General features: G+C 61.3%; 10 protein-coding genes. 7 read left to right on the plus strand and 3 right to left on the minus strand.

Annotation, left to right across the window (positions count from 1 at the left end; genetic code table 11):
• Window positions 1-41 precede the first annotated feature (41 nt).
• From ACR0K9_RS00665 to ACR0K9_RS00695, 7 genes are all read left to right on the plus strand, one after another.
• A complete protein-coding gene (locus ACR0K9_RS00665; protein ID WP_480819953.1) occupies window positions 42-752 on the plus strand; it encodes a VIT1/CCC1 transporter family protein in 711 nt (236 codons plus the stop codon).
• A gap of 65 nt (window positions 753-817) precedes the next feature.
• On the plus strand, window positions 818-2152 hold the full coding sequence (locus ACR0K9_RS00670) for an SDR family oxidoreductase (RefSeq protein ID WP_480819955.1): 1335 nt from the start codon (window positions 818-820) through the stop codon (window positions 2150-2152).
• The gene (locus tag ACR0K9_RS00675) at window positions 2152-2640 is read left to right on the plus strand and encodes a DUF2269 family protein (protein ID WP_480819957.1); all 489 of its coding nucleotides are present in this window, start codon (window positions 2152-2154) and stop codon (window positions 2638-2640) included. The genes ACR0K9_RS00670 and ACR0K9_RS00675 overlap by 1 nt, the downstream gene beginning before the upstream one ends.
• 88 nt (window positions 2641-2728) lie before the next feature.
• Entirely contained in the window at window positions 2729-5419 is a 2691-nt protein-coding gene (locus ACR0K9_RS00680) for a DUF2339 domain-containing protein (RefSeq protein ID WP_480819959.1), read from the plus strand.
• Window positions 5420-5584: 165 nt separating this feature from the next.
• Complete coding sequence (gene ileS, locus ACR0K9_RS00685) at window positions 5585-8494, plus strand: isoleucine--tRNA ligase (protein ID WP_480819961.1); 2910 nt, start codon at window positions 5585-5587, stop codon at window positions 8492-8494.
• 130 nt (window positions 8495-8624) lie between these two features.
• A complete protein-coding gene (locus ACR0K9_RS00690) occupies window positions 8625-9080 on the plus strand; it encodes a methylated-DNA--[protein]-cysteine S-methyltransferase (protein ID WP_480819963.1) in 456 nt (151 codons plus the stop codon).
• Window positions 9081-9156: 76 nt separating this feature from the next.
• Window positions 9157-9624 carry a hypothetical protein gene (locus ACR0K9_RS00695; RefSeq protein ID WP_480819965.1) on the plus strand — a complete coding sequence of 156 codons (468 nt, stop codon included), beginning with the start codon at window positions 9157-9159 and terminating at the stop codon, window positions 9622-9624.
• A 2-nt stretch (window positions 9625-9626) separates the two neighbouring features.
• Here ACR0K9_RS00695 and ACR0K9_RS00700 read toward each other — a convergent pair whose 3' ends face one another.
• The 3 genes from ACR0K9_RS00700 to ACR0K9_RS00710 all read right to left on the minus strand — a co-directional run bounded on the left by ACR0K9_RS00700 (window position 9627) and on the right by ACR0K9_RS00710 (window position 12013).
• Window positions 9627-10322, minus strand: a complete 696-nt coding sequence (locus ACR0K9_RS00700; RefSeq protein ID WP_480533831.1) for a CDP-alcohol phosphatidyltransferase family protein — start codon at window positions 10320-10322, stop codon at window positions 9627-9629.
• 66 nt (window positions 10323-10388) lie between these two features.
• Complete coding sequence (locus ACR0K9_RS00705; RefSeq protein ID WP_480819967.1) at window positions 10389-11309, minus strand: tyrosine recombinase XerC; 921 nt, start codon at window positions 11307-11309, stop codon at window positions 10389-10391.
• The gene (locus ACR0K9_RS00710; protein WP_480819969.1) at window positions 11306-12013 is read right to left on the minus strand and encodes a DUF484 family protein; all 708 of its coding nucleotides are present in this window, start codon (window positions 12011-12013) and stop codon (window positions 11306-11308) included. Before ACR0K9_RS00710 ends, ACR0K9_RS00705 begins: the two co-directional genes overlap by 4 nt.
• Window positions 12014-12209: the final 196 nt, after the last annotated feature.

Here is a 12209-nt window from a genome sequence, read left to right on the forward strand (position 1 = left end):
ATCGATTGGCCCTGTCCTGCATAAACAGGACGGAGCCAGCCATGACCGACCACGGCCACAGCCAGCAAGAGATTTCTGAGCGGATCAACGCCCCACCCGGGCGTGGGGTACTGCGCGATGTGGTCTATGGCGGCATCGACGGCTCGGTCACGACCTTTGCCATTGTTGCGGGTGTCGCCGGGGCAGGGCTGTCGCCATTTGTCATCGTGGCGCTGGGATTGGCCAATGTGCTGGCGGATGGGTTTTCGATGGCCGCGGGCAACTATTCCGGCACCAAAGCCGAGCTTGACAACATCCACCGCATCCGCGCCATCGAAGAGCGGCATATCCGGTTGTATCCGGACGGAGAGCGCAAGGAGGTGCGCGAAATCCTGACACAAAAGGGGCTGTCGGGCAGTGTGCTGGATGAGGCGACCGAGGCGATCACCGCCAATCACGACAACTGGATCAACCTGATGATCGAGGGCGAATACGGATTGGGCAGCGTCGACCCGCACCCCGTGAAGGCTGCGATGGCGACGTTTTTTGCCTTTCTGGTTGCCGGTATGATTCCGTTATTGCCCTTCCTGCTGTCGATCGCGAATGCGCTTACCGTGTCGGCCTGGATGACGGCGGGTGTGTTCTTTGCCATCGGCGCGATGAAAAGCCGCTGGTCGCTTGCGCCTTGGTGGCGGTCGGGCGGAGAGACTCTGCTGATTGGTGGCGCGGCGGCGACCATCGCCTATCTGGTGGGCTCGCTGTTTCACCCTTGATGGGCAAAGATGTCGCAGACCGGCCGATGGAACTGGTGCGCGGCGCGTGACCCGCTAGGGTGGCGATGTCTGTTCTGCCGGGGCCTGCGAAGATGATGCGCGACGCGAAAACCGTATTGGTCTTGGGCGCTAATGGGTTCATTGGCGCATCCCTCGTGCGATCTCTGCGCGCGGACGGTTACGCGGTCAGGGGCCTTGTACGTAATCTCGATACAGCCAAACGGGTCTTGCCCTCTATCGACCTGATTCAGGGTGATCTGCGCGCGCTGACAACCGGTCGCGGCTGGCGGCCCATATTGGCTGATGTCGACATTGTGGTGAATTGTGCCGGAGCCTTGCAGGATGGCGGGCAGGATGATCTGCGCGCGGTGCATCATCTGGCAATAGCAGCGCTTGGGCTGACCTGTGCCGAGCGCGGTATCGCGGTCATTCAGATATCGGCGATTGGCGCGCGCGCGGATGCTGCTACACCTTTCATGCGCAGCAAGGCAGCGGGTGATGCGGCCCTGCGCGCCAATTTGTCAAACCTATGGGTGCTTCGGCCCGGGCTGGTCATCGGGCAGAGCGATTATGGCGGCACGGCCTTGCTGCGGATGCTGGCGGCGATCCCATGGGTGCAGCCGGTCGCCTATCCGCAGACACCGGTTCAGTGCATCGCCATGGAGGATCTGTGTGCCGTGATCCTGTCGGCAATCAAGGGCGATCTGCCCGCCGGGGATTATGATCTGGTCGAAGATACCCCACATTCCTTGACGCAGGTTCTGGCGGCCACGCGGCGTTGGCTTGGATTTCCTGCCGCGCGCTGGGTGCTTCCGGTGCCCCCTGCGATAACCCGATCTATCGCAGCCGTCGCAGACAAGCTTGCGTCATTGGGTTGGAGGTCGCCTTTGCGCAGCACTGCGATGACGGTCATGGCAGATGGCGTGACCGGTGACCCCGAACCCTTTCGCAAGACAACAGGTCAATCCCTGCGTAGGCTTGACGAGATTTACGGCAGCCTGACCTGCTCTCGCGAATACCGACTGAGCGCCCGAATGGCCCTGCTGATGCCGATTGTGATCACGGTGCTGTGCCTGTTTTGGGTCCTGTCCGGCGTGTTCGGCCTGATTGGCCTGTCAAAGGCATCCGACGTTCTGACCCACGCGGGATGGCCGGTTGGGCTGTCGATGGCAAGCGTGGTTCTGTGGTCGCTGATCGATATCGGGCTGGGCCTTGCGCTGCTGTGGCGTCGGTGGGTGGTAGGGGCCTGTTTAGCGCAGGTGGTTGTGGCCGTATTCTATTTGGTCGCAGCGACACTGACAGCGCCGGAACTGTGGCTCAATCCGTTGGGTCCACTGGTCAAGATTTTCCCCGCGCTCCTGCTGCCCTTGGTCGTGATTCCCATGTTGGAGAACCGCTGATGGATCCCGATCTGATCCTGCGCTGGCTGCACATGATCGGGGCCTGTGTCCTGTTGGGCACCGGTGCGGGGATAGCATTCTTCATGGTCATGGCGCACAGAACGGGTGAGGCGCGGCTTATCGCCCATACCACAAGCATCGTCGTGCTGGCCGATCTGGTGTTTACGACAACGGCGGTGCTGGTGCAGCCCGTCACCGGCGCGCTTCTGGCGTGGCGGCTGGGCTGGTCGCTTGGCGAAGGTTGGATTGTGCTGTCGCTGTTGCTGTACGGGCTGACCGGCCTGTTCTGGCTGCCTGTGGTCTGGATACAGATCCGGCTACGAGATTACGCGCAAGGGGCCGCAACGTCACAGACAGACCTGCCGGCTGAGTACCAGCGCCTGTTCCGGATCTGGTTCGCTTGTGGAATTCCTGCCTTCGCCGCCGTTCTGGTAATCGTTTGGTTGATGCTGGCCCGCCCTGATCTGCCACTCTTTCAACTGGTCTGAACAACAAGAGGTATCCATCCGGATTTCCAGACTGTTAACCGCCCCATGTGGCGCGTAAGTTAAAGTCATTTCCGCCCGGAGGTTCAGCTTGGAATCCTTGCTTGTCCTTGTTGGCCTGATCGTACTGGCCATTCCCGTTTCAATTATCGTGCTGCTGGTCGGCCAGTCCCGGCTGCGCAAGCGGGTCGAGCAATTGGAGCGTCAGTTGGCAGGGCGAGCGCCCGAGGCCCCCACGAAAATAGAGGTTCTGGCTGAACCGGTCGCCTCAGAGCCCAATCCGGGGCCATGGGCGGCACGACCGAAAGAAGTGGTTTCGGCTGCAGACACTCAGGCCGCGCCGACCGAGAATCCCCCTGTGGCAATCGTGCTGCGCAAGGATCGCTTTGCCGCGCTGGGCGCGTGGCTGCGCGAGAACTGGTTTTATGCGGTGTCCGCATTGTCGCTGGCGCTGGCTGGAATCTTTCTGGTTCAATACGGGGTCGAGAACGGGCTGCTGCCTCCAACCGCGCGCGTTCTGGCTGCGCTGGGGTTCGGCGTGGCGCTGATCGTGGCCGGGGAGGTGGTGCGCCGCCGATATGGCGATGACGAAAGCGTCGCGACCGCATATCTGCCGTCGGTCTTCTCGGGCGCGGGTCTGGTGACACTGTTCGGGGCCATTCTGGCCGCTCGCCAGCTTTATGATCTGATCAGCCCCGAGGCGGCGCTGGCCGGCATGGTTGCCGTTGCCCTGATCGGGCTCGTTCTGGGCTGGTTTCATGGTCCTCTTCTGGCAGCGGTCGGTCTGATCGGGGCTTTCGCGGCCCCCTTCGTCGTTGGTGGATCGTCTGACGACCCGACATGGCTCTATGGCTATTTCTTCGTGATCACGGTTCTGGGTTTGGGCATCGACACTGTCCGGCGCTGGGCATGGATATCTGTTCTGACGCTTGTCGGTGCATATGGCGCGGCGTTTCTTCTGGTCCTGTCCGCACCGCTCACCGAGCCGGGATATCTGACCTGCGTCACGGCTTTCGCAGTGATTGCCATCGCGATCCCGGTTCGACGCCTCTGGCCTGACCATTCCGGTCCTATGACTGCTGAAATCGCCCTGCGCCAGAAAGGCGACCCATGGCCCGAATTTCCGACCCGGCTGGCCTTTGCTGCAGTTGCAGTCAGCTCGGTGATCCTGTCGGTGCATTGGGCGGACTCGACCAGCGAGTTCTGGCTTGGGGTCACGCTGCTGGTGGGGTTGACGCTGGCGCTGATCCTCTGGGCGAAAGATGCACGCGCGTTACAGGATCTGACGGTGTTACCCACGCTGGGGTTGATCTGGTTCGTATTGGTGCATGGATTGGACCATGGTGCCGCAGTGCGCGCCTTTGCGGACACCTATGCGGAGACCGCCGAGGCCGATTTCCCCCTGCTTGCTACGCCGCTGGTGGCGCTGGGCGCCATAATCTCTCTGCTGGCGGCGTGGCGTTCGTTCCGGGCGGGCGCAACTGCCACCGCCTGGGCCGCAGCCGCAGCCCTGTTCGCCCCGCTGATGGCCATCGCGCTGGAGGTCGGATGGCACCCGGCTGATGTGATCGGCGCCTACCCCTGGGCGCTGCATGCTGTTGTTCTGGGCGCGCTGATGGTCGTGCTGGCCGAGCGGTTCGCACGGGTGGATGGGGATAACCGGATGCGGGTCTCTCTGGTCACACTCTCGGCGCTGTCCTGTCTCAGCTTCGCCTGCATCATCGTGCTCAGCTCGGCGGCGCTGACCGTGGCGCTGACTGTCATGATCGTGGTGGCCGCCGCGCTGGACCGGCGCTTTGACTTGCCGCTGATGAGCTGGTTTATCTGGGTCGGCGTATTCACGGTGACGGTCCGGCTGGTGCTGGACCCGGGCCTCGACTGGGCCGACACAGCGCCGCTGGCCGAGATGGTGCTGGTTTATGCAGCCGCGGTGATCGGGTTTTTGGCGGGTTGGGTCTTGCTCAGGCCGCTTGACCGCCCCATCGCAACCCTGCTGCTGGAAAGCGCGGCCTGGGCGACAGCAGGGATATTGCTGTCGCTGCTGCTGTTGCGCTGGCTCGAGGGGTTCGGCGACGGCGGGGCCAGGGACAGCCACTGGGGGCTGGGCCTGTTGGCGGTGATCTGGCTGTTGCTGGCCTATGCGCAGGTGCAGCGGTTCGAACTGGGCGGCAAGCTGAACTATGCGCGCTATCTGCTGGCCGGGTTCTTTGCGGCGCATGGCATCGCCCGTCTTGCGCAAGCATTGTCCGATGCGAACCCGCTGCTCGACCCAATGGCCGCCCCCGTGCTTGGCCCGCCGGTTCTGAACACCCTCGCCGTGGCTTATCTTGTTCCAGCGCTCGCCATCGGTTTTTCGGCCTGGCGCATCACCACGATGCCAGTGTTACTGCGGCAGGTCAGTTATGGGGCCGCCTGCGTGCTGGCCGCAGTTTGGCTGGGGCTGGCGATCCGGCATATCTGGCAGGGCGCGGGCGGCATGTTCGAGGGCAATGGCGTCACGCAGCCCGAGCTTTACACCTATACCATGACTTTGCTGGTGGTTGGTGCGGTGTTGTTCTACCAGTCATTGGCGCGCCGCTCGGATTTGATGCGCAAGGCCGGGCTGGCGGTGATCGGGCTGGCGGTCGCCAAGGTATTTCTGATCGATATCGCCGGTCTCGGAGGTCTGATCCGGGTATTCTCGCTGCTGGCGCTGGGTCTGGCGCTGGCGGGTCTTGCGTGGCTCAACCGCTGGGCCAAGCTGCGCCATTCGTCGCAAGACCCGGAACCTCTGGACCATTGAGGGCGGGCGTCCTATAAGCGCGGCCATGTATGACCGGCTGGCCATCATTATTCGAATTATATCCCCGGCGCTCTGACCCAACTGAGACGCCGGGCAAAGGTGCTTGAGACTTCGCACTGACCGCTTCGATCCGAACACGACAAGACCATTCTGAGGACGCCCCCAATGTGCGCCGAAACACCTGACTACAAAGACACGCTGAACCTGCCCAAAACCGATTTCCCCATGCGCGCAGGCCTGCCCAAGCGCGAACCCGCATGGCTGGACCGGTGGGAAAAGATCGGCGTCTATGACCGCCTGCGCGAGAAAGAGGGGCGGCAGCCCTTTACTCTGCACGATGGCCCCCCCTACGCGAACGGCCACCTGCATATCGGTCACGCGCTGAACAAGACCATCAAGGACATGATCGTGCGGTCCCATCAGATGATGGGTTTCGACTCGCGCTATGTGCCCGGCTGGGACTGCCACGGCCTGCCCATCGAGTGGAAGATCGAGGAGCAGTACCGCAAGAAAGGCAAGAACAAGGACGAGGTGAACATCGTCGACTTCCGTCAGGAATGCCGCAAGTTCGCCGAGGGCTGGATCGACATCCAGCGCGAAGAGTTCAAGCGTCTGGGCATCACCGGCAACTGGCCCGATCCCTACATCACCATGGACTATCACGCAGAGGCGGTGATTGCCGACGAGTTCATGAAGTTCCTGATGAACGGTACGCTGTATCAGGGGTCCAAGCCCGTGATGTGGTCGCCGATCGAAAAAACCGCACTGGCCGAGGCCGAGGTTGAATATCACGACAAGGAAAGCTTCACCATCTGGGTGAAATTCAAAGTCGTGAACACGGGCGACGTGACGCTGGACAATGCCTATGTGGTGATCTGGACGACGACCCCATGGACTATGCCATCGAACAAGGCCGTGGTGTACGGTGAGGACATCTCCTACGGTCTCTACGAGGTTACAGGTCGCCCCGAGGAATGCTGGGCGCGGATTGGCGAACGTTATCTGCTGGCCGATGATCGCGCGGCTGATGTCTTTGCGCGCGCACGTCTGGACGACTCGATGTATCGCCGTCTGTGTGATGTCACGCAGGAAGATCTGGCCAAAATCCAACTGACCCACCCGCTGGCCGGGGCTGAGGGCGGCAATGGCGAATGGGATGACATCCGCGATTTCCGCGCGGCTGAGTTTGTGACCGATACCGAAGGTACCGGTTTCGTCCACTGCGCGCCGTCGCACGGGATGGAAGAATTCGAGCTTTATCGCGATCTGGGTATGCTGGAGCAGGTCATCACCTATAACGTGATGGATGACGGCTCATTCCGCGCCGATTTGCCGTTCTTTGGCGGCAAATACATCCTGTCCCGCAAGGGCGGCGAGGGTGACGCGAACAAGGCGGTCATCGACAAGCTGGCCGAGGTCGGCGGGCTGCTGGCGCGTGGCAAGATCAAGCACAGCTATCCGCATTCCTGGCGCTCGAAGGCTCCGATCATCTATCGCAACACGCCGCAGTGGTTTGCCTCGGTCGATCGCAAGCTGGACGACGGCATGGGTGAGATGGGCGACACCATCCGCGAACGTGCCCTGCGCTCGATTGATGAGTTGGTAAAGTGGACCCCGCAGACAGGCCGCAATCGCCTGTATTCGATGATCGAAGCGCGCCCGGACTGGGTTCTGTCGCGCCAGCGCGCCTGGGGCGTGCCGCTGACCTGCTTCACCAAGAAAGGGGCTTTGCCCACCGACGCGGATTACCTGCTGCGCAACGAAGACCTGAACGCTCGCATCAAGGCGGCGTTCGAGAAGGACGGCGCGGATGTCTGGTACACCGAAGGTTTCAAGGAAAAGATCCTCGACGGCATCGCCAACCCTGACGATTACGATCAGGTGTTCGACGTGCTGGATGTGTGGTTCGATAGCGGCTCGACCCACGCCTTCGTTCTGCGCGACCGCGAGGACGGCACCGATGACGGCATCGCTGACGTCTACATGGAGGGCACCGACCAGCACCGCGGATGGTTCCATTCGTCCATGCTGCAGGCTTGTGGCACCAAGGGCCGTGCGCCGTATCGGAACGTAGTCACGCATGGCTTCACGCTGGACGCCAAGGGCAACAAGATGTCCAAGTCGCTGGGCAACACCATCGTGCCGGAGGAAGTCGTCAAGCAATACGGTGCTGATATCCTGCGCCTGTGGGTGGCCCAGACCGATTACACCGCCGATCAGCGGATCGGGCCGGAAATCCTGAAAGGCACCGCCGACAGTTATCGCCGTCTGCGCAATACGATGCGATTCATGCTGGGCTCGCTGGCTGACTTCACCGAAGCCGACCGGGTGGAACCACAGGATATGCCGCGTCTGGAACGCTGGGTGCTGAGCCGTCTGGCCGAGCTGGATGAGCAGGTGCGCAAGGGCTATGCCGCGTTTGATTTCCAGGGCGTGTTCAGCGCCGTGTTCACCTTTGCGACGGTCGATCTGTCTTCGTTCTATTTCGATGTCCGCAAGGATGTGCTCTATTGCGATGGAGATAGTGACCGCCGCCGTGCTGCGCGAACCGTGCTCGATATCCTGTTCCACCGCCTGACCACATGGCTGGCACCGGTGCTGGTCTTCACCATGGAAGAGGTCTGGCTGGAACGCTTCCCGGGCGATGACAGCTCGGTCCATCTGGTGGATTTTCCCTACACGCCCGCCGACTGGCGCGATGCAGAGCTTGAGGCCAACATGGCCAAGGTGCGCCGCGTGCGCCGCGCCGTGACTGCAGCGCTCGAGGTGCAGCGTCAGGAGAAAGTCATCGGTTCAAGCCTTGAGGCCGCGCCCATCGTCCATGTTGCAGATGCGGAAACCCGCGATCTGCTGGCTACGTTCGATGTGGACGATCTGTGCATCACATCGGGTCTGACCGTCACGGGTGATCCGAAACCCGCCGAGGCATTCCGGGTGCCTGAAATCGAAGGCGTCGGCGTGGTGTTCGAGAAGGCCGAAGGGGCGAAATGTCAGCGCTGCTGGAAAATCCTGCCCGATGTCGGGCTACATGCGCATCAGGGTGTCTGCGGGCGCTGCAATGAGGCGTTGAGCTGAACCATAGCAGAGTGCGGGTGGCGAGGTTTTATAAGCCTCTGCCACCCGCTCCGATGTATTTTTGATAAGAAGAGTGGGTTTAGCGTGATCCGGGTTGCGCTTGACCTGCAAACACTGTCAGCATCTGGCCATGTCGATGATTGCAGTGGATACCCGGTTTGGGCGGCTCGGGATTGAAGAAGAGGATGGGGCGGTAACGCGTCTTGTCTGGAATGGGTGCGATACGGGGGATGAAACGCCCCTGTTGCGCGAAGCGGCGGCGCAGCTGAGGGCCTATGATGCCGGGCAGCTGACGCGCTTCGATCTGCCTTTCCGTGTCGAAGGGTCCGAGTTTCAGCGGCAGGTTTGTGAGATCATGTTCGCCATCCCGTTCGGCGAAACCATGACCTATGGCGATATCGCAAAGCAATTGGGGCAGCCGGCGCAGCCTGTGGGGCAAGCCTGCGGGGCGAATCCGATCCCCGTCATCATTCCTTGCCATCGGGTGTTGTCCGCCACCGGATTGGGCGGGTTTTCCGGTGCAGGCGGAGTTGAGACGAAGGTCGCCTTGCTGCGCCATGAAGGGGCGGCGGGCCTGTTGATCTGATCTGCAAATAGCTGTTGCAATTGGCTAGGTGCCGCCTCAACTTATAGGAAATATCGAATTTGAAGGATCAGATCACATGACCGGCCAGACAGATCCCGCCGAACGCAAGAAAGCCATTGTCGATCGCCTGATGTCGCTTGAGGCGGAAGAGCTTGCCACTGCACAGGCCCATTATGATGCGTTCCTGAAGGACTCGCAGCTGGATGATCGCGAAGGGCATGACAAAGACGATATCGCAGCATCGCGTGAAAATGCGGATCTGGCCGCGGCTTTTGACGCGCCGGTACATGCACATCATGCCAAGATCGACGTGATCGAAAACACCGATTTCAGCCTGACCGATACAGTACAGCCCGGTGCGGTGGTCAAGTTCAACAACCGACGTTTCGTGGTCTGCGTGTCGACGACCCGGTTCGATGTGGACGGAAAAACCTATATGGGCATCTCAACCCAAAGCCCGATCTATCTGGCCATGACCGGGCTGCAGGAAGGGGATGTGTTCACCCATAACGGGACCGATTTTGAGGTGCAGGAGGTTCTGTAACCTCAGCTCTTGCGCGATGGAATGATCTGCTGCGCAATCCCGGCGGACACCAGATAGAGGCTGGTGACGACCAATCCCCAATGGGCCCAGCTTTCGGGGTGGAAATCCACCCAGGCTGCCCAGCCCGCGAAGAAGGTCCATGCAAAAGCCATCGGCAGTGTCAGGCTGCGCCAGCGTTCGGTTCGGACGGGGTGAACGAATTTCAGCGGTACGAACATCGCGAGCGACAGCAGCGTCACCAGCATCAGGATGACCCAGAAATTCGGTTCGAGTGCGAAGATCACGATAACGAACATGTTCCAGCAGCCGGGGAAGCCTGAAAAAGAGTTGTCTTTGGTTTTCATGCGCGTATCGGCGAAATACATGGCGCTGGCGAAGGTGATGACGATGATCGCAAACCAGCCGGTCCAGCCGTCCATCAGACCCGATTTGAACAGGGCAAAGGCCGGTATGAACACATAGGTCAGATAGTCGATGATTAGATCCAGCAATACACCGTCAAACTCGGGCGCGTTCTTTTTGACGTGATAGTGCCGCGCCAGCGGGCCGTCGATGCCGTCCACGATGAACGAAACCACCAGCCACAGATACATCAGGCTCCATTTCTCCTCGACGGCGGCCAGCATGGCCAGCATCGCGAAAACGGCTCCGGTGGCGGTAAACAGATGAACGGAAAGAGCTTTGAATCTGAGTGTCATGGGCGTGTCATGTACGATGCGTGCGGCAGATGCAAAGCAAAAAGGCCTGCCGTCAGGGGATTTGCCTCAGGCTTTGGGATGGGTGCGATTGTAAACTTCCATCAGACGGGCGGTGTCGACAGCCGTATAGGTCTGAGTGGTCGAGAGAGAGGCGTGGCCCAGCAATTCCTGAATGGCGCGCAGATCACCACCAGCCGAGAGAAGATGGGTGGCAAAGCTGTGACGCATGGCATGAGGCGTCGCTGTGGCAGGCAGGCCCAGCTGCATGCGCGCCTTGGCCATCACGCCCTGGATTGCGCGCGGGTTCAGCGCGCCGCCGCGCACGCCTCGGAACAAGGGGGTCTCGGGCATCTGCGGATGGGGGCAGAGCTGCAGATAGCGGTCCACAGCGCTGCGCGCGGCGGGGATCACCGGCACGATCCGTTCTTTGTCGCCCTTGCCCAGAATGCGAAGCGTTTCGGGTAAGGGGGCGTCTTTGCCGGTCAGCGACAGAGCCTCGGAAATACGCAGCCCGCAGCCATAAAGCAGGGTCACGACCGCCACATCCCGCGCCGCGACCCAATCCGAGGTCGACTGCAGTTCGACCGTTTCGATCATCGCGCGCGCAGCGTCTTCGGCCAGAGGGCGGGGCAGTTTTTTGGTGTATTTGGGCGCCCGGGTGGACAGGACGGCGGTGGGCTCGAACCCTTCCCGTTCAGCCAGCCAGCGGTAAAAGCTTTTGACCGCTGAGAGCTTGCGGGCAAGCGACCGCGCACCAACGCCCGAACTGCGCTGATCGGCCATCCAGGCCCGCATGTCCGAGACTGTTATGCGTTCGAGCGCGGCCAGTCCCTGTCTTTCGCTATGATGCAATGTCATGAATGACAGGAATTCGGTCACGTCGCCGCGATAGGCGTTTTGGGTGTTCTCGGACCGGCCGGCAAGCGCGCCGAGACTGTCCAGCCAGTGCTGCAGAGCGTCGCGACAGGCTGGAGAAATCAGGCTCACGACAGCCAGTGGCGCATGGAGCGTTCGAAGACACCTGCGAAGAAAGACAGAAGATCGGTGCCCAGTTGCGGCGTGAAATGCCGTGGATCGCGCGCGCCCATGACGATCATGCCGGGCAGGCGGCCGGCCCCGAGATCCAGTTTGAGGCAGGCTTCGGACCGCAGGTCTTCGACTTGGGTGCCGTAGACCTGTGGGTTGGGGCGGTTGATCTCGCGCAGCGTAACTTCTCGGGTGGCGCCACTGCGGGCGGTGCTGAGGTAGCTGTCGATAAAACCGGGTTCGACCACCGTCAGAACGCCGCCCAGCTGGCTGACAGCCGGATCATCCTGTACCACAGTGGTTTCCAGCACCAGAGTGATGTGATCCACGCGCAGAATCTCGGCCACGTCATTGCCCAATGCGCGCAAGAAGTCTTCGAACACTGTGGGTTCGAGAAGGCGCAGGATGGCGCGGTGCACCTGATTTGTGCCTGCCAGATTTTCATACGCTGCGGCGATGACCGAGCGGTGGGTGTCTTCCAGCCGATCCAGCCGTTGTTCCAGCCGCTGCATGGCGATACCGCGGAGATCGATGACGTTGTCGCCGCGCGCCTGTTCATTGGCGGCAACAAGCGCCTGCATCAGGTCCTTGTCATCCAGCACCGCATCAGGTTCGGCCAGAATCGCCGCGCGGAGGTTGTCCTTTAATTTGGGGTCGCTGCTCATGTCCCGTCCGGTCGTTTTTTTGTTTTGCGGGCTTATACCACGAGTTGCCGGATTTGCCTTGGGAAAAATGCACGCAAAGGGCGAAATTCGTTTGCGCTGTAGCGGGGGCTCCCGCCTGCCATGCGCTGATCAGAGATCAGCTTTGGCCGTTGGGCCGGGCGCCGTGCCTTGCGGCACCGCGCGGCGGCACCAGGGA

This window comes from Ruegeria sp. L12, from assembly GCF_056531745.1.

Bases quoted from the DNA above. Each gene is read 5' to 3' on its own strand.
- ACR0K9_RS00665 (WP_480819953.1), top strand. From the start codon at position 42: ATGACCGACCACGGCCACAGCCAGCAAGAGATTTCTGAGCGGATCAAC.
- ACR0K9_RS00670 (WP_480819955.1), top strand. From the start codon at position 818: ATGTCTGTTCTGCCGGGGCCTGCGAAGATGATGCGCGACGCGAAAACC.
- ACR0K9_RS00675 (WP_480819957.1), top strand. From the start codon at position 2,152: ATGGATCCCGATCTGATCCTGCGCTGGCTGCACATGATCGGGGCCTGT.
- ileS (WP_480819961.1), top strand. From the start codon at position 5,585: ATGTGCGCCGAAACACCTGACTACAAAGACACGCTGAACCTGCCCAAA.
- ACR0K9_RS00690 (WP_480819963.1), top strand. From the start codon at position 8,625: ATGTCGATGATTGCAGTGGATACCCGGTTTGGGCGGCTCGGGATTGAA.
- ACR0K9_RS00695 (WP_480819965.1), top strand. From the start codon at position 9,157: ATGACCGGCCAGACAGATCCCGCCGAACGCAAGAAAGCCATTGTCGAT.
- ACR0K9_RS00700 (WP_480533831.1), bottom strand. From the start codon at position 10,322: ATGACACTCAGATTCAAAGCTCTTTCCGTTCATCTGTTTACCGCCACC.
- ACR0K9_RS00710 (WP_480819969.1), bottom strand. From the start codon at position 12,013: ATGAGCAGCGACCCCAAATTAAAGGACAACCTCCGCGCGGCGATTCTG.